General features: G+C 38.3%; 18 protein-coding genes and 1 pseudogene. 11 read left to right on the forward strand and 8 right to left on the reverse strand.

What is annotated here, in order from left to right; genetic code table 11:
* Positions 1–60: 60 nt before the first annotated feature.
* Positions 61–183, reverse strand: a pseudogene (locus tag ACY9Z2_RS13290) (ZIP family metal transporter); the annotation flags it as partial.
* Between the two features lie 202 nt (positions 184–385).
* On the opposite strand from ACY9Z2_RS13290, the gene ACY9Z2_RS13295 reads away from it, so the two are divergent.
* Genes ACY9Z2_RS13295 through ACY9Z2_RS13305 form a run of 3 tightly spaced genes read left to right on the forward strand, consistent with a single transcriptional unit; the run spans position 386 to position 2,115 of the window.
* Positions 386–1,144: a GNAT family N-acetyltransferase gene (locus ACY9Z2_RS13295; protein WP_463610134.1), complete on the forward strand. Its 759-nt coding sequence runs from the start codon at positions 386–388 to the stop codon at positions 1,142–1,144.
* A gap of 14 nt (positions 1,145–1,158) precedes the next feature.
* On the forward strand, positions 1,159–1,695 hold the full coding sequence (locus ACY9Z2_RS13300; RefSeq protein ID WP_463610135.1) for a GNAT family N-acetyltransferase: 537 nt from the start codon (positions 1,159–1,161) through the stop codon (positions 1,693–1,695).
* 21 nt (positions 1,696–1,716) lie between these two features.
* Positions 1,717–2,115, forward strand: a complete 399-nt coding sequence (locus ACY9Z2_RS13305) for a GNAT family N-acetyltransferase (RefSeq protein ID WP_463610136.1) — start codon at positions 1,717–1,719, stop codon at positions 2,113–2,115.
* A 390-nt stretch (positions 2,116–2,505) separates the two neighbouring features.
* On the opposite strand, the gene ACY9Z2_RS13310 is transcribed toward ACY9Z2_RS13305, so the two are convergent.
* Genes ACY9Z2_RS13310 through ACY9Z2_RS13320 form a run of 3 tightly spaced genes read right to left on the reverse strand, consistent with a single transcriptional unit; the run spans position 2,506 to position 4,998 of the window.
* Positions 2,506–3,972 (reverse strand): alkaline phosphatase PhoX, encoded by a 1,467-nt coding sequence (locus ACY9Z2_RS13310; protein ID WP_463610137.1) that lies wholly within the window; start codon positions 3,970–3,972, stop codon positions 2,506–2,508.
* A 59-nt stretch (positions 3,973–4,031) separates the two neighbouring features.
* Positions 4,032–4,757, reverse strand: a complete 726-nt coding sequence (tatC, locus tag ACY9Z2_RS13315) for a twin-arginine translocase subunit TatC (RefSeq protein WP_463610138.1) — start codon at positions 4,755–4,757, stop codon at positions 4,032–4,034.
* The gene (locus ACY9Z2_RS13320; RefSeq protein WP_463610139.1) at positions 4,744–4,998 is read right to left on the reverse strand and encodes a twin-arginine translocase TatA/TatE family subunit; all 255 of its coding nucleotides are present in this window, start codon (positions 4,996–4,998) and stop codon (positions 4,744–4,746) included. Before ACY9Z2_RS13320 ends, tatC begins: the two co-directional genes overlap by 14 nt.
* A 302-nt stretch (positions 4,999–5,300) precedes the next feature.
* On the opposite strand from ACY9Z2_RS13320, the gene ACY9Z2_RS13325 reads away from it, so the two are divergent.
* On the forward strand, positions 5,301–6,032 hold the full coding sequence (locus ACY9Z2_RS13325; RefSeq protein WP_463610182.1) for an EcsC family protein: 732 nt from the start codon (positions 5,301–5,303) through the stop codon (positions 6,030–6,032).
* Positions 6,033–6,070: 38 nt separating this feature from the next.
* On the opposite strand, the gene ACY9Z2_RS13330 is transcribed toward ACY9Z2_RS13325, so the two are convergent.
* Positions 6,071–6,844 carry a TerC family protein gene (locus tag ACY9Z2_RS13330; protein ID WP_463610140.1) on the reverse strand — a complete coding sequence of 258 codons (774 nt, stop codon included), beginning with the start codon at positions 6,842–6,844 and terminating at the stop codon, positions 6,071–6,073.
* Between the two features lie 233 nt (positions 6,845–7,077).
* Positions 7,078–8,340, reverse strand: a complete 1,263-nt coding sequence (locus tag ACY9Z2_RS13335; protein WP_463610141.1) for an MDR family MFS transporter — start codon at positions 8,338–8,340, stop codon at positions 7,078–7,080.
* Between the two features lie 99 nt (positions 8,341–8,439).
* On the opposite strand from ACY9Z2_RS13335, the gene ACY9Z2_RS13340 reads away from it, so the two are divergent.
* Positions 8,440–10,161 (forward strand): ABC transporter substrate-binding protein, encoded by a 1,722-nt coding sequence (locus ACY9Z2_RS13340; RefSeq protein WP_463610142.1) that lies wholly within the window; start codon positions 8,440–8,442, stop codon positions 10,159–10,161.
* Between the two features lie 113 nt (positions 10,162–10,274).
* Entirely contained in the window at positions 10,275–10,922 is a 648-nt protein-coding gene (locus ACY9Z2_RS13345; protein ID WP_463610143.1) for a FusB/FusC family EF-G-binding protein, read from the forward strand.
* A 420-nt stretch (positions 10,923–11,342) separates the two neighbouring features.
* Here the strand turns inward: ACY9Z2_RS13345 and ACY9Z2_RS13350 are convergent, their stop codons facing one another.
* Complete coding sequence (locus tag ACY9Z2_RS13350; protein ID WP_463610144.1) at positions 11,343–12,260, reverse strand: aldo/keto reductase; 918 nt, start codon at positions 12,258–12,260, stop codon at positions 11,343–11,345.
* A gap of 158 nt (positions 12,261–12,418) precedes the next feature.
* On the opposite strand from ACY9Z2_RS13350, the gene ACY9Z2_RS13355 reads away from it, so the two are divergent.
* The 5 genes from ACY9Z2_RS13355 to ACY9Z2_RS13375 all read left to right on the forward strand — a co-directional run bounded on the left by ACY9Z2_RS13355 (position 12,419) and on the right by ACY9Z2_RS13375 (position 16,096).
* Positions 12,419–12,799, forward strand: coding sequence for a VOC family protein (locus tag ACY9Z2_RS13355; protein ID WP_463610145.1), 381 nt, complete (start codon positions 12,419–12,421; stop codon positions 12,797–12,799).
* Positions 12,800–12,895: 96 nt separating this feature from the next.
* Positions 12,896–13,855 (forward strand): sigma-70 family RNA polymerase sigma factor, encoded by a 960-nt coding sequence (locus tag ACY9Z2_RS13360; protein ID WP_463610146.1) that lies wholly within the window; start codon positions 12,896–12,898, stop codon positions 13,853–13,855.
* A 48-nt stretch (positions 13,856–13,903) separates the two neighbouring features.
* Positions 13,904–14,269: a DUF6157 family protein gene (locus ACY9Z2_RS13365; protein WP_463610183.1), complete on the forward strand. Its 366-nt coding sequence runs from the start codon at positions 13,904–13,906 to the stop codon at positions 14,267–14,269.
* A gap of 390 nt (positions 14,270–14,659) precedes the next feature.
* Positions 14,660–15,181: a superoxide dismutase family protein gene (locus ACY9Z2_RS13370; protein WP_463610147.1), complete on the forward strand. Its 522-nt coding sequence runs from the start codon at positions 14,660–14,662 to the stop codon at positions 15,179–15,181.
* Between the two features lie 144 nt (positions 15,182–15,325).
* Entirely contained in the window at positions 15,326–16,096 is a 771-nt protein-coding gene (locus ACY9Z2_RS13375; protein ID WP_463610148.1) for a DUF3891 family protein, read from the forward strand.
* 167 nt (positions 16,097–16,263) lie between these two features.
* Here the strand turns inward: ACY9Z2_RS13375 and ACY9Z2_RS13380 are convergent, their stop codons facing one another.
* On the reverse strand, positions 16,264–17,406 hold the full coding sequence (locus ACY9Z2_RS13380; protein WP_463610149.1) for a conserved virulence factor C family protein: 1,143 nt from the start codon (positions 17,404–17,406) through the stop codon (positions 16,264–16,266).
* Positions 17,407–17,473: the final 67 nt, after the last annotated feature.

The following is a 17,473-nucleotide window of genomic DNA, read 5'->3' on the forward strand; positions in this document are numbered from 1 at the left end:
TCACCGTATATAAGATACCATGAAGGTTAAGGAAATAGAAGATGATAATGAAAATTATTCCTATAAGTGGCCAAGTAATAATGTAATAAATAAACCAACTGCAGGTCCACCGTCTTTGAACGCTTCTGGCATCATAGTGGAAGCGACCATAGCTATTATTCCCCCTCCTGCAAAGGCACTAATGATAGTCCTTTCCAAAGTGGTTAATATGAATTGCATCCATAATAGTTCCAGTGAAAATGGCTAAAAAATCAATATTTTCATGTTAAAAGCACATAATTTCGATTACAATAAAATTGGAGTAATGTGTTTTTTCACTGTGTTAAGAAGTAAGGATTTCTAATTAAAATATAGCGACACATAGTTTGCTAAAGGAGAATTTGAAATGAATTCGATAACATTTGATAATATCTTTACACTAAGTCATAAAATTTTTGAGAACGAGCTATACAAGCATTTTCACTATCCAGAGATGCTGCTTCGCTATGATAGTAACTTCATAGAGTTTAAAGCGGTACCATCGGTTGATGAGTTTAAGGAGACGGCACAATTTCTAAGAAGTTTTCATCAGCAAAGAGGACAAAAACATGTAAAGTTTTGTTTTCCGGAAAATACAAAACCGACATCAGAGCTTATAAATTATTTAAAGGAATCAGGTTACGATGTTGGTTATATGGAGCTATATGCGGTTAACCCACAAGATTTTATCAATGTAACAGACCATGAGGACATTAAAGTCGTGGCTGTTACGAAGGAAAACTTTGAGGTGTTTCAAAAACTACAGTATCAGCAGGATTTGGAATTCGGCGAGGATTTTGCCAAACAAAAAATTGATTTACATAAACAAAACCTGGAATCTAGCAATATATTACAGGTGATGGCGTACTACAAAGATGTGGCTGCTGGTTCTTTAGACGTTATTATTACCGATGTTACGGCTGAAATTGATGGGTTTAATGTTTTGGATAATATGCAACGAAAAGGTATTGGAAGTAGGTTGCAAAAGTATGTGATGGATAAATTTTCTGACCGGACAATCATTTTGGTGGCTGACGGGGAAGACACACCTAGAGAAATGTATCAAAAACAAGGGTATAAATACCTTGGATTTAAATACGAGGCACAAAAGATATATAAAGATTAAAGGGAGGTAGTTACGTGCAAGGGAATAACATTTATATAAGATTTCTGACCACTGATGACTCAGAAGCACTGCTACGACTACAAAATGAAAATCGCAATTTCTTTGAGAACTTTTCTATGTCTCGAGAAGAAGATTTCTACACGATAGAAGGTCAGTTAGATCGAATAAGAAATTACGAAGAGGATGTAAAAAATGATAAAAGCTATCAATTTGGAATCTTTAAAATAGATGATAACAGATTAATAGGTACGATCAGCCTCTTTCAAGTTTTACGGGGATCATTGCAAAGCGCGTTTATCGGTTACTTTTCGGATAAACAACATAATGGTAGAGGGTATACAACGGAGGCAACTGAATTGATTGTAAAATATGGATTTGAGAAATTACAGCTACATCGAATTGAAGCTGGTGTAATGCCGCATAATATTGGATCCATTCGTGTGTTAGAAAAAGCCGGTTTTCATAAGGAAGGGCTTGCAAGAAAGAATGTCAAGATAAACGGTAAATGGGAAGATCATCAAGTACTAGCTATTATAAATCCGAACGATTAACTTGAATGGAGGACTAGTAAGATGAACATAGTTTATGGAGCTCCAACTCCAACCAAATATAATGATTTGCGGCTAGAAGGTGGAATGAGTGGGAAATCTATTGAAGCGGCCACCATAGGGTTGAAAAACTCCTTGTTTGCGGTAAGTCTCTATGAAGAAAAAACGTTAATTGGAATGGGTCGAGTAATAGGTGACGGTGGAGCCTTTTTCCAAGTGGTCGATATAGTCGTAAAGCCAAGTCATCAAGGAAACGGATTAGGAAAGGTTATTATGAAGGAAATCATGACATACCTTGATCAACATACATATACGGGGTCTTACGTAAGTTTGATTGCGGATGATCCTGCAAACAAATTGTATGAACAATTTGGGTTTAGGTATACGTATCCTAATTCACATGGGATGTGTAAAATGTATTAACTTAAAAACCCCTTCTTGTAAAGATGTTTTTTCGCAAGAAGGGGTTTATTGAAGAGCAAAGAATTATAAACGGAAAGCTGTCTAGCTCCAGCGCCCAGAAGCTGCCGTCATAAGCAATGGACACTTCTGCCCCACAGGACGTGGGGTAGTTCGATGTTGCCACGGATGTGGCGACCTTAGTCGAACTTCCTTAAACCCATGCGTTCTACGGTCCCTTGCTTATGCGTCCGCTTCTAAACGGGCGCTTGCGCTTTTCTTATGTCCAGCTCCAGCGCCTAGACACTCGAGACATAAGCAGTCCACTTCCGTGTGGTAAAGAACCACCACACTGCAGTGTTCTGCTTATGCTTGTCGTGTCTTTCGAGGCGCTTGCGCTTTTCTTTCATAAAACTAAAATAATGGAACGCCATGTCGCTGAAATGCGGCAGCTTCAAGATGGTTCATGCCTTGAGCTTGGGCTGCTCTAATTACTTTGTCCGACAAATGCGGTGCAAAGCTCTTTGGTGGTGCAGCATGTCCCATTTTATGTTTTCTTCCATGATTTCCGCGTGCAAATGGACCCCAAATAGCAAAAGTAAGTCCAGGGTTTTGAATGTTTACGAAAAATGTTTTCCCATCAGTAGAAAAAGTGGGACCGGCTAATTCGGAATCGTTAAGTCTGTTTTGACCAAATTGATAGACTTCTCCTTCTGGTGTGATGCCCATAATTCGGTCACCACCCGGTCCATCTTCGACAAACCAGAGATCCCCCCACGGTGCAACTACGATGTTGTCAGGCATCTCCATCTTGTTTGCGCTGGATGCCTCGTAGAACAATTCTAGTTTATTCGTGGCTGGTGTATAACGGTAGATTCGGCCTTTTTGTCCGTTACTGTAACCAGCAGATGTGTCACTAAACCATAGTACTCCCGCGACAAAATGGGTTCCTTCTAATCGATCGAACCGTATACAGTCTTTTGCTATCGCATCATCTGTTGGTTTTTCTGGATCAACATCTTTCCAGATAATTCCATACTTTTTTCCAGTATTAAATGACTCCGCAAGTGCAGCAGGTACTTCTTCCATCACAGCAGCCTGTAACTTGCCTCCTTTTTGGAGAGCGCCTGGTTTTGGTGTCCGGTCATTCGGAATGTAACGATAAAGGAAGCTTGGGCCGCCATCTTCCGTTAAATAAACAATGCCTGTTGCCGGATCGACGTCAACAGCTTCGTGGGAAAATGCGCCCATCTCTCGTATGGGGGTCTTGGACAACTTGTTTTCAGGGTCATTTGGGTCGACTTCAAACGCATAACCGTGTCCTTTTTCAAGGGTTTCTTCACAGGTGATCCATGTACCCCATGGTGTTGCTCCTCCTGCGCAATTGCGAATTGTCCCTGAAGAGCTTACATATTCTTTCAGTACTTTATTATTACGTCCAACAACTAAAGTCGTGGTTCCACCAGTATTGTCCTTATCGTATGGATTTTTCCCTACTACGGGGTTTTCGGTATCACCAGTTAATTCGTGGTTACGAACTAGGATTGTTGAATTATTTTTTCCTCGAAAAGCAGCCATCCCGTCAAAATTCCCCGGTATTGGTCGGCTATCTGAAAGTCTGTTTCCCTCTTCTGAAATGATTCGATACTGAAACCCTCTGGGTAAGTCGAGAATTCCACCAGGATCTTTTATCATCGGCCCGTATCCAGCCGTTCCAGGATGATTGGATTTTGGGTGAACCGGCGTTCCTTTAGCTAATACTTCGCCTGAAAATGGTAGAGATAACGCGGACCCTATTGTAATTGCTACAGCACCTGTTCCACCCATTTTTAATAAATCTCTTCTGCTGACCTCTTTGCTCCAATTCTTTTCATTAGTCAAAATAGCTACCTCCTAAAATTGTTGGATTACTTCATTTTCCATCTCCATTTGTCAGTGTGCTAAGCGGCTGCTACCGAAGCGTCTCGTTTTTTTCGATAGATAATCTTCGATAAACTAATACTGCACTCATATAAAACCAATAGTGGTAAAATAACTAAAACGTCTGATAGAAGATCTGGCGGTGTAATTAAAACTGAAATTAAGATCAAAACAAAGTAAGCTTGTTTGCGTATTCTCTTCAATTGGTAAGGGTTAATAATCCCAAGGCTCGTTAAGAACATGACAATTGCTGGTAGTTCAAATAGTAATCCAAAGGGCAACGTCATTCTGAACATAAATCGAAAGTATTTTTCTGTAGTAAAAAATGTCATAAAGTGATCATTAGCTAGTGTCAACAGAAATTCAAGAACGATGGGAAATATCAAGTAATAACCAAAGCAAATTCCCATAATAAATAAGAAGAATAGCGCTGGAATATAAGCTAACGTAACTTTTTGTTCTTTTTTTGTTAATGCTGGACGGACAAAAAGCCATGCCTCTCCTGCAGCGATTGGGATTGTTACGGCTATCGATACAGCACTTGCTAGCATTAAATAGACCCATAAAATTTCTGTAGGTCCAAGAATCGCAAGTTGTATCTCCAAATCCTTTACCAGCCATCCATATATTTCTCCTGCATAAAACAATGCAGCGATAAAGAAAAGCAGGAAGGCAGAAACGGTAATGATTATGCGTCTCCTCAATTCTTCTAGATGATCCAGAACTGCCATTTTACTGTTTTTCATATTTCACTAACTTGGGTGGTCCTTTTTTTGAATCGTATTCTGTTTCGTGCAAACTGGAGTAGTTTTTAGACTTAGCATCATCCTCGTCATCCCCGGAAACTAGATCTTTTGTTGATTTCTTGAATTCTTTTAAAGTTGTACCAAATGCCCGGCCAATTTCTGGTAGCTTAGAAGGCCCAAAAATAATTAACACTATTACAAGTAAAATAATTATTCCAGGCACCCCGATATTTTGAAGCATTGTGCATTCTCTCCCTCCTATTTGATTCACTTTCCAGATTACCTAATGTTCATTAAGTAAATATGAATTTAGCGTTTAGAATTGTTAAAAAAATGTAAAAATAAGACTGCCCATTATCCTACAAAATTTTACAGTTATTTTTATGAACTGAGAGAATGAAACTAAGTACTTGTAACTAGGGAAGAATTCTAGCGTATGATTTGGGTTATCGGATGAATACAATAAACCCATTGCCTAAAAGTGGAAACGTGATGTTTAATATAAAGGAAGGTAAATATCATAAAATTAAGGCAGGTACACAAATGAATGAGTATGAAGCTAAGATCTATCAAGATATAGAGGTATGGAAAAGAAAATTACTGAAGGATCAAGGTCTAGTGAACCGAATTTCCAAGAAGGCGCAATTAAAGATAACGGAGGCGATTCCTGAAAAAGTCCACAAGGTACTAACAGAAAGTATTAAAGGCATGGTAAAGGCAACACTGTTTGGGTCAAATATCACGACCAGGAAACGTGATTCAACTAGAATGGATCTTGAAGAACGTGATGAACTTCTTAGAAAAAAGTTAACGTCTTATCGGAAGACAGCTGTTATTGAAGGTACTGGAACCGGTGCAGGCGGTATCCTGCTTGGACTTGCTGATTTTCCATTGTTATTATCAATCAAGATGAAATTTTTATATGAAGCGGCGACGATTTATGGATATGATACAAAAGAATATGAAGAGCGGTTATTTCTTCTGCACGTGTTCAAATTAGCTTTTTCAAGTGATGAAAAACGTAAAGAAACGTTTCGAATTATTGAAAACTGGGAGGAAGAGAAGAAAAAACTGGTTGATATGGATTGGCGTGAATTTCAACAAGAATATAGGGATTATATTGATTTAGTTAAAATGCTGCAACTAGTACCAGGGCTTGGAGCTATTGTTGGTGCATATGCTAACTATAACCTTCTCGAACATCTAGGTGAGACAGCATTAAATAGTTTCCGGTTGCGAGTATTAAAAACGCCACCAAAAGATTGGTCAAACTAAAAAATCCTAACAGCGTGTTAAGCTGTTAGGATTTTTTATTAATCCTCTAAATTTTTACGTTTAGGCTCTTTGCCTGAAAGGATCCAACCACCAATAGCAATAGAAAGAAGTACACCCCAGAAGAATATCGTCCATCCAGTGCTATGTGGGAAGTCGTGCGGTAGTATATGAAGGTCTTCATGTGCAAGCGTGATAACCGCTAGCTTTACACCGACCCATGCAACAATCAGATAAGCTGTTGTTTCAATTCCTGGTCTTACGTCAAGAAGTTTCACGAACCATGTTGCCGCAAACTTAATTAACACTAGTCCTGCTATTCCCGCAATAACAACAACTGTAAATTTAGCTGCGTCCATTCCACCGAATTCTCCAAAAGGTGAATCTGGTAAAGCTAATGCAAGTGCTACTGCTGCAAGAATGGAATCAACGGCGAATGCCATGTCTGCAACACCAATTTTAGCTACAGTTGGCCAGAAGCCTTTTCCTTTTGATTCTTCTTCCAATTCGTCCTTTTCATCTTTTTCCGAGCCGAATTTATCGACAATTACATGTTTTAATCCGATGTACAGTAGATATAACGCTCCAATAGCTTGTATTTGCCATACATTGACTAAGAAAGATATTGCAAAAAGTGCACCAAATCGGAAAACAAATGCCATCAAGATGCCGTAATTTATTGCCTTCTTTTTTTGGTCTTCTGGTAAGTGTTTTGCAATTACCGCTAATACAAGCGCATTGTCAGCTGACAATAACCCTTCTAGACCAATAAGTATTAATAATGTCCAACCGTATTCTAACCAAATTGATTCCAACGAAACTTCTCCTTCCAAAATATAAAAATAGGGCTTTACCCTTTATTATGGTAAAAAGCCCCGAAAAAAATGCAAGACCTTTACCACAATGGCAAAGGTCTTGCTAACAACGCCGTAGGTTGCCAGTAAAGCCGAGAGTGATTCCACTCTGAAATGACGACAATACTGTTAAAGCTACTCCCCTTTGAAATCTATTAATAGTTAACCACTTTATTGATCATATGTCAATTGTTTTATTTTTTTGCATAAACGACTTGATGACTCTTTTCATATCTTCCTTTTATAGCGATACTTGAAAACAGGATCCCGATTAGTACCAGCAATAGATATCCTGCTGACATCCATAGTCCCCCCACTATATTACCAACTATTAGTCCAAGGGCACCAAGCATTTTTCCTAACTGAAATACAAGACCGTTGAAAGCCATATAGGCACCTCTTCTTGAATCGTCTACGATATCAGCAAGGATGGATTGTCGCGTCGGAACATACATCAACTCTCCAACGGACAGTACGATAACGGCTAGGAACATGAGTGGTATATTGTTGCTGAATGCAAGGAACGCATAACCAGCACCAAATAGAATGAATCCTACATACATGATTGATTGCTCGTTTTTACCTTTAATCCATTTGGAAACTGCTGCGGTAAAAAATACAATGATTAGTGTGTTGGCAACGGTTAAAAGGCTAAGAAGTTTAATGCCATCAAGCTGAAAGGAAAATAGATTGAATAGATCTATCGTTCTTGGAATAATATCTTGTTCCAATCGAACTGAAATATAATTATTGCGTTGAAATTCGATACCTAGGACAGCTATTCCTCCGATTGTAAAAGCGAGAAACGGCCAATCTTTCATAACAAGCCGATAACTCATTAACAATGGCTTAACTCCATAGCCTTGTGTTGATTGAGCCTCTGTTGCTTGATATGTTTCCGTAATTAATGCAGCTGTCATCCATAATGTAATCAAACTCATCACAATTAATACTGCTATTAACTGGAATAAATGGTTTTCGAAAAACCATCCACCGACAATTAGTCCAATCATGATCGACATGTTTACTGCCCAGTAGTTCACCGCGTACATAAATGCTCTTGTTTCTTTTGTACTTACATCAATTAACATAGCTTCAGCAGCAGGATTCACAAGTCCCGATGATGCCCCAATGATTAGGAGCATAACAAATGTAATCCAAGGTGAGACAAGAAATGGTGAGTTTGCGATTAGCATGCCAATAAATGCCCCAACCTTAAGAAGTTCACCTGTTACCATTAGTCGCTTCCGTCCGATAATATCAGCCAAGTACCCACCATACAATCCAGTGAAAAATTGTACACCAACCTGAATAAGGACAAGAATTCCAGCAACGTAAGCGTTGATGTGAGCAGTGAAATAGATAGCCATAAATGGAAAGACTGCTGACCCAACAACCCTGCTTAGAAAAGATGTATAAATTCGAATTCGTATATTAGGGTGTAACGTTTTTAGCACCATATCTCCCTCCCTTATGCGTAGTATAGTATTTTCTAAAAGGGGTAAAAAGGGTATAATTGAATAATTAATGTCCCCTTTTAAAGGAGTTGTAACACGGTGGATAATCGTTATTTTGCAATGCGAGCTCATTTTTATAAACGTGAACGGAAGCGAGAATGTCAATTTAAATTGTCGGAGTTATCGTCACTATGGTTTTGCTCACCTAAAAATGTCAAACGAATACTTAAACAATTTGAGGAAGCAGAAAAACTAATGTATAAGCCTGGAAGAGGAAGAGGTAACCCATCTACCCTTATTTTTACTAAGTCGCTAAAAAAGGAAATAAATAGCTTCATGAAAGACTGTCTTGAAAATGATCGTTTGGATGAAGCAGCACAATTACTTCGTCTTCCCCTTCCAAAAACATGGATAGCAAAAGCTTCTAATGATATACGAAATATGTTCGGATTTCAAACAGATACGGGAGCGAAAGATGTACTTCATTCCCTTATTTCACGAGAAGTAACAACGTTAGATCCACTTCGAACTGCTATCTCGTTCGAAGCACACATGATTGAACAACTGGGCGATTCTCTTGTGAAGTATGATGCGGAAACGGACAGCATCATTCCGCATATAGCTCATCATTATGAATTAGATGATACCGGAACGGTTTGGACCTTCTATTTACGAAAAGGAGTTCTTTTTCATCATCAAAAAACGCTTACTAGTCGTGATATAGCAGCTACAGTTGACCGAGTCAAACAAGGTCCAGCTTCTTATTCATGGTTAGCGAAAGAGATTGAACGAGTAGAATGCGAAGGGGCGTATAAGGTAAGGATTCATATAAAGAGACCAAATCCTTTTTTTCTTCGGTTTATAGCCTCGTCAAATTTCTGTATACTGCCCGCTGACGTTACCTTTGATGAATATGAATGGATTGGAACAGGGCCATTTATGCTGAAGAAGCGACGTCCAGATAAATTGGTTATAGAGGCATTTGACGGTTACTTTAAAGAACGTCCACTCCTTGATGAGGTCCACTTTTATAAGGTTTCTAGTGAAGCTGCAAGATTAGTAAATTATACGGTTGATAAGGAAGAAATGGTGGATCCTTATAAAATACAAGAAATTGAGACTGGGTTTCGGTTTTTAACATTTAATTTTCACAAACAAAACATCGTGCTGGAACCGCCCTTTCGTAAGGCAATTTTTCATCTGTTGAATATGGATAAAATGGCAAAGTCGATGGGCTGGGGAAACTGGATTGAGGCAAGTAGTTTTTCGGTAGAGCGATCCATTAAACAAACGAAGGAAGCAGCAATAATACCAGAATTATTAGAGCAAGCAGGGTATAATGGAGAGCCTTTAAAGGTGTACCATTTAGATTTTCCACGTGCAAAAGAAGAAGTGGAGTGGTTCGTTAGAGAGGCAGAAGAATACGGAATTCAATTTAATTTATGCGCATATGATTTCAATGATTTTTACGGTCAGAAAATGGATGAAGATGCGGACTTAATTTTTATGGGAGAGGTGTCCTCACTAGATGAACATTTATCCTTTTTAGGTGCCTTTAGTAATGAAACACTTTTATTCAGACGGATGTTTTCTTCTAAGGATTTGAAGTGGATTGATCAAAAGTTAGAGAGATTCAAGCAATTGGACAAAGCTGGAAGAATAGTAATTATGTCAGAAATTGAATCATATATACGAGCGAACAACTTACTTATCTTCCAGCATCATCCTTTTAAAGAACGAACCTTTCATCCAATGATTAAGGATGTTGAATTCCAGTCGTTTGGTCATTTTGATTTTAAGAAGCTGTGGATACCGCGATGAGATAAACTAAAGTTAAGCACAGTATGTAAAGTTTGATTATTAGTTGTTTACTGCCTTTTCCTGTAAGACACGTAAACGTATACTAATATATGGTATAAAGACGAGGTGATTATATGGAAGCTTTTATAAGATGTGAACAATATAACTTTATTAGGCAGCAAGTGCAGAATCTGATTAATGGCTATGCAACGGTAAACGATAATGATGTTCTAAACGCACTAAAGTCCCTCATAATGGGAAAAGTGCTAAATTGTTTTGAAGACCTTAGTAAGGAGCAAAAAAAGTTGATAGAACCAATTCTTGCAATTAAGGATAGTAATGATGCAGAAGTCTATTTCTCTAGATTGAAGGAATATGTCATACCTTTTAAGGAAGTTTCAGAGCAATCGATTAAGCGATTATTCCCAAAGGTTAAGAAGCTCAAAGTGCCTAAAATGGAAAATGTCGATAGGAGGGAACTTATTTATTTGGCTTGGGATGATCCCGGTTCGAATAAACGATTGATTGTTACAGAATATGAAAGAAGATTGATTGGGCTAGAAGGTACATTTCAACGAATCAATCAAAAAGGAATGTGTACGATTTGTAATAGCTATGCAGAAATAGGGTTGTTTACAACAAAAAACAAAGGTCAGGATAGGGATTCCTATACGGTTAAAGGAAATTATATTTGTCAGGATAATGAGAAGTGTAATGCCAATATTAGTTCTTTAGATAAGCTAATTAACTTTATCGATTTATTGAAACGAATAAAAAAATGAAGTCTATTGCTCGGAAACTTGGCGATAAGCTAGGTTTCCGGGAAAGAAGAAAAGTTGATTACTTTTTGGAGTTTAAACAAAAATTAGTAGAATGTAATGCATTAGAAGATCCGCAGTGCCTTCTTTGTCGTTCTGCATTTTGAACTGTGGTAAGCGGACATCAGAAGAAACTTTATTTGTGTATAAAAAGATCGAATGTGACTGTTTGTGGACATAGGAGACCCTACACAGTCAAAAAGTAGTAACTTTATCGTGTTTATACCTAAATAAGGTATCCTGTGTCGACTTAACCCATAAAACACGCCCCAAAAATAAAAATAGCGAATCCAGTGTCCGCAACTGTGCAATTTCCTCTAGAAAGAAAACTTCGTCGCAGTTTATTCTTTAAAGAACCTAGTGGCAACTAGGTTCTTCTTATGTTTAAGGTAGATTATTTCCTGCTGCAAGGTAAAGTTCATACCATTCTTCTCTCGTTAATTTAATATGTGAAGCTTTAGCAATACCTCCTAGGCGTTCTGGATTCATGGTTCCAACAACGGGCTGAACCTTTGCAGGGTGACGTAAGATCCAGGCGATGGCGATTGCTGAATCCGTTACTCCGTATTTCTCAGCAAGATGTTGCAGTTTTGCATTCACTGCAGGAAAATCATTATTTCCAACGAACACGCCTTCTATCTTTCCATATTGAAAAGGAGACCATGCTTGAATTGTCATGTCATTTAGACGGCTGTAATCGAGTATACCATTATCTCTTACAAGAGAGGGATTATGTTGCATATTCACGTTAAGTCCAGCATCAATCATACTAGTATGCATAAGACTTAACTGTAGTTGATTCACAATTAAATCTTGTTTTACATGTTTTTTCAATAGTTCAATTTGTAAGGGGTTATGGTTACTTACTCCAAAGTGCCGTACTTTTCCACTTTCTTGTAGCTCGTTGAATGCTTCAGCTACTTCTTCAGGTTCCATTAATGCGTCAGGTCGATGGAGTAATAGAATATCAAGATAGTCCGTGTTCAATCGTTCAAGACTGCCATTGACGGATTCTACTATATGGCTTTTGGAGAAATCAAAAGACCCTTTCCGAATACCACATTTTGTTTGCAAAATCATTTTTTCTCGAACCGACGGATTCATGTTAATAGCTTGTGAAAAAATTCGTTCCGATTCACCTTTACCATAGATGTCTGCGTGATCAAAAAAGTTAATACCATTTTCCAATGCATTCTGAATAACGTACGCTGCTTCCTGATTGGATAGATCCTTCATTCGCATGCAACCTAATGCAATGTTTGGCACCTTTAACTCACTATTACCTAATGTTAGTTTATTCAAAAAGACACCCCGTTTCATCGTTTAGTGTAATTTTAGCACAAGGAATTGATTTATGTGGTCATTGGATTATCGCATGGAGGCTTGAATTCTATTAAATGTTGTGTGCTGCGCAAAGTGATACAATGACTATAAATAAATTAGAGAGAAAGGGTGATAACGTGAAAATTTACATAGCAAATGTTTACGTTGATGATCAAGATAAGGCATTGAAATTTTATACAGAGGTTCTTGGATTTGTTAAAAAAATGGACAAATCTGCGGGTGATCGGAGATGGGTCACAGTTGTCTCGCCTGATCAAAAGAATGGTGTGGAACTATTATTAGAACCTGCCTTTGAACCGGCCAGGACGTATCAAAAGGAACTGTTTGAAGGGGACATTCCTTTTACTTCATTTGCGGTTGAGGATATTCATGGTGAGTATGAAAGAATGAAAGAATTAGATGTTGAATTTGGGATGGTTCCAACGGAAATAGGAGAAACCATTGTGGCTGTATTTAATGATACATGCGGAAATTGGATTCAGCTTGTTCAACAGTGATAGTTAATTCGCTAAAAAAATTTTTTATTTCCTAGTATGGTTTTACCTATTATTTTCGTCTATATAGTAGTAAGTAATATATAGGAGGGTACATACGTGGCTAATCAAAACGATTTACATGAAATTGGAACGACTTCCCAGGCATTAAATGATGATTTTAACCAACTCATTCAGCCTTACCGATCAGAATTGTGGAGGTACTGTAGCTATTTAACTGGATCCCCTTGGGAAGCGGAAGATCTGGTGCAGGAAACCATGTTAAAGGCATTTGCTTCATTAACACGAATAAGGCAACGGATATCACCAAAGTCGTATCTTTTTCGAATCGCATCTAATACATGGATTGATCAATGTAGAAGAAATAAATTGGATATTCAGTCCTATGAGATAGAATTAGTTGCTACTGAGGGGCAAGTAGATGAAGACAAAATGGAAGATGCCATGGAATTTTTAACGGTGAATCTAACACCGAAACAACTGGCTGTATTTTTGTTAATAGAGGCATTTGATTTTACCGCAAAAGAAACAGCGATACTGATTGGGTCTACTGAAGGCGCTGTCAACTCGAACATTCATCTAGCAAGAAAAAAGATAAAATCGATCAGCCAAAAGGATAGGGTTAATTTTAAAGCTAAACCATTAGCTGAAACGGAAAAAACGATTACTACGAAGTATATGAATGCGTTTATGGAAGGTGATTTTCAAACCATTGGTAGTTTGCTAGATGAGCATGCAACAAACCATATTGTCGGAACTGGGATGGATATTGGAAAAGCTCAAATTAGAACTAACTCTATGGGGGACTGGGCTTCCGGACCGCGTTCGATTGCTATTCATGGTGAGATGATAAGTCTATGGGGAAAAAATATTGTAGTCTTTACACGGACGATTGATGCTGTCGAAAAGCTGTGGGACGTGACAGAGATTGAAATCGAAAACGATAAAATAATCACTCACAAGAGCCATTATTTTTGTAAAGAGTTGCTAGCTATTACAGCAAACGAGCTTGGAATGGAGTTAGATGAATCAAAGGATTTATTTGGATTTCCATGGTAACTAACGAAAAACTAAGGAGACAGTGAGAATGGCTTACAAGATAACTTCATTAAAGTCTCACCTGACACGAAGCGGACAGAATCAAAGGTGCCACAAAACAAACCGAAGAAAACAGTGGCACGCATACATTATGAAATGCTTTCTGGTAAACCGTATGCTTATACACAGGACGAATTAGACTTTCAAACGCATTGCATTCGAAATAATTTGAATGGAACGGAAGAGGAAAGGGAAGTTTTTTTCAGTAAATCGCGTGCATGTCTACGGGCGTCATCTTTAGTAAAAACACATGGGTTTGGTTGTCATTATGATAAGGATGGGAAAATCGCGATTGTTCCGATGGAGTCGGAATCGTATGATACATTTATTCGTTCGGACATCAAGATACTAGAAGGCATGAGGTCAAAGCGATAAAAGTACATTCATAAATCCTAAGATTGCAGCATAAACATGAAGGGTGAATTTTTAATAGTTGGTAAAATTGGTGTAGTGTGGAAGGCTAGATTTTCGGGAATGATGGCAAGGGCAACGTTAATATAATTTTGTTTTAACGCGTTTACATAATACCGCGAAAGCCGATGGAAATCTGTTTTTCGCCGATAAAATAATGGAGTTTGCCGTAGTTTTGATGAATTTCACCGATACTATCCTGTCCTGCAAGAGCTACGAATCGCCCCCATCCATGACATTTAATAAAAGATCAAAACAAAGTGTTCCGTATTGTGAATGGTACACGTGGCGCACCAAATCATTGAATGGGCATATGATGTGTAATCATAAGAGTTTTTAGGAGGATTACGCAATATGTATTCAAATAATTATAATAAATATGGTGCATACCATTTTGATCCTTATCGTCAAATGACATCCCGAGCTGTTGCTGAAATAAGGGGAAGTGAATTGGCACCTGAGTTGCATGGGTATGTTGTTTTCACAGATGTCCCCTATGGTACGAACGTTACGGTGGAAGTAACGGGTTTACCAGATTATGAACCTGGATACGGTAATAAAGCTCCAATTGGTCCGCATGGCTTTCATATTCATGAACATGCTACATGTGGGAGTATGGAAGAACCTGAGCCATATGAAGAGGCAGGAGGACACTGGAATCCACACAACCAACCGCACGGTAATCACCCGGGTGATTTTCCAGTTTTATTTTCAAATAATGGGTACGCGTACATGTCATTTTTTACAAACCGATTTAAGGTGGAAGACGTTGTTGGAAAGACGATTATGATTCACCAGAATCCAGATGATTATCGATCACAGCCATCTGGAAATGCAGGGAAACGAATTGGCTGCGGGCCGATTAAAGCTTGGTAATTGTTGCAACGAAATACCTCTTTGGATATGCTAATCCAAAGAGGTATTTTTCTCTTATAACTAAAGGATATTAAAATAGTGCAACTAAAGGCTTTTGCCATTAAAGCTTGCGATAAGCGTTCAATTGATCGGAGGATCGAAAAAATGATTATCAGGGAACGACAGAATGATATTGTCATGATTTCACAGGATGACCATGCACGAATATCTGGAGAATTTGCTTTACAATGGAAGGATTCTTTTTTTCTAGGTAGTGATAAAAGAGCATCAGTTGAACTTGCTATAGCAGAACATGATAGAGGGTGGATACCTGTTGATGCTGCGCCATTTTTGAATGATAAGACAAATTTTCCATACACTTTTATGGATTTTCCGAATGTATCTAAATTTGTTTTTTACAAGCATGGAATAGATGATGTACAGGTGATGGATGACTATGCGGCAATGTTGTGTAGCCATCATTATGCTCGGTTTGCAGAGGATGACAAAAGTGAGGAAGCGCGGGAATTTGTTCGGAATGAAAAGGAGCGTCAACACAAGATTAAAGGGCAATTGGAAAATTATGATTCTAAGTTGTTTCCATTTCACTATGATTTACTAAATTTTTGCGATAATTTATCCTTGTATGTTTGCCTAAATGAACCCGGTGTATCAAAAGCGGACGAGCATTATTTTTATAAAGAAGGATTTCCAGTGCCAGATACTTTTTCTTTTTTTAAGAATCAAAAACTGGAAATAGGTTGGGTTGATGAGCGAACTATTTCATTGGAGGAGTTTCCTTTTACAGAGCCATTTTATGTTGAAGTAAAACAACGTGTGGTTGCAAAAAAGGATATTGCTATGAAAGGCTTGCTGGATGCGTATCAGGAAGCTGAGGATGAGGTTGTTCGTGTAGTGATAAAGTTGGTGAAGTAGGTATATTTTTATTCGTCTAATTATGATATACTTATTTTCTGCGATGAGCTGAATTGCATAAGACGAGAAACAAGGTAGTACATGTGAATGTGAACACATGGTTTTTCGCCGTAAACGCATAAAAGACGTCTATACATTTGTATAGGCGTCTTTTTACATGAATAAACTTATTTTTGTTTCGTTGCTTCCGTCATTTGATGCCATATCGAACCTTTTGCTTGCTCGCCGCCTTCAATGCGTGCAAGAGCCATTTTTACCTGCATACGTACTTCAAATTCTGGATCATCCATCGCTTCCTGTAGTGCGGGAATAGCAGTTTCGTCCCCAATTTCATATAAAAACATCGCTGCACGCCAGCGAACAATCCGACTTTTGTCGGTCAGTGTTTTAATCATTTCTGGGATAGCATCCTTAAAACCAAGGTCTGATAAGCAATCACCAGCCGTTCGTCTCACGTTAACTGCTTTATCTTTAAGCGCCTTATACAAATAGGGAAGCACTTCAGGTTCCTCTATCATGCCAAGATATGCAGTAGCAAGCCGGCGAATAGATGCTTTTTCATCGTCTAATGCTTTATCCAAAACGGGTAAATCATCGAGTGTGGGATCCATTCGATCAAGTGCTGCATAACGCTCTTTCCAGCTTGAATTATCTAGCATTTCAAGTGTCACCTTTTTACTTTGTGGCTTTGTAATTTTTTCACTTGGGCCATCATCAGATAAAGCGATTTTCACCAATTCATTTAGTCGAGCTTGGTCATAACTGGCAGAAAGTTCTTCGACGATGTCATGGCCAATTTCGGTTATATCACCGTAACGTGGACTTTGTTCCACCCATTTACGTTCCATCAACATGTTGGTTGAGGCTTCTGTTGCTTTCATCGTTGCTTCCATAAACCGTTCTGGAAGTCCGAAACGTTGCTCATCGTCACCTTCTTGGAGTTTTACCTGAACTGGAATACCGCGGAACATTTGGATGAAAACCTTTATTTCGCCAAAGTGTTCATCAGGTTCAGCTTTTTCAGAAGAAGTAGTTTCGAGATTATCCTCGCTTGATCCTAAAATACTACGTACTTCTGGGAGTATTTCCTCCCAAGCAACTCTAGCATTTCTTTCTAAAGCGATAAAGTCTATCACGCGATAAATTCCTTTCACTCCGTTTACCGCAAAAAGTTTTTTAATATATTCTGGGGCATTGCGTAAATCATCATCATGCTTATAATTTTCTGTCTGCATGTCTGGGAGTTTTTCATCCACGTTTATTTTCATCGAATGTGGACTTGGTGTTGGTTCAATCGAAACAATTTTCATTTCACATTCTCCTTCAAGTACGTCCTATGACCGATTTTAACAAACACATTATGATTTATCCATTTCT

The organism is Virgibacillus sp. GM2-2, from assembly GCF_055329585.1.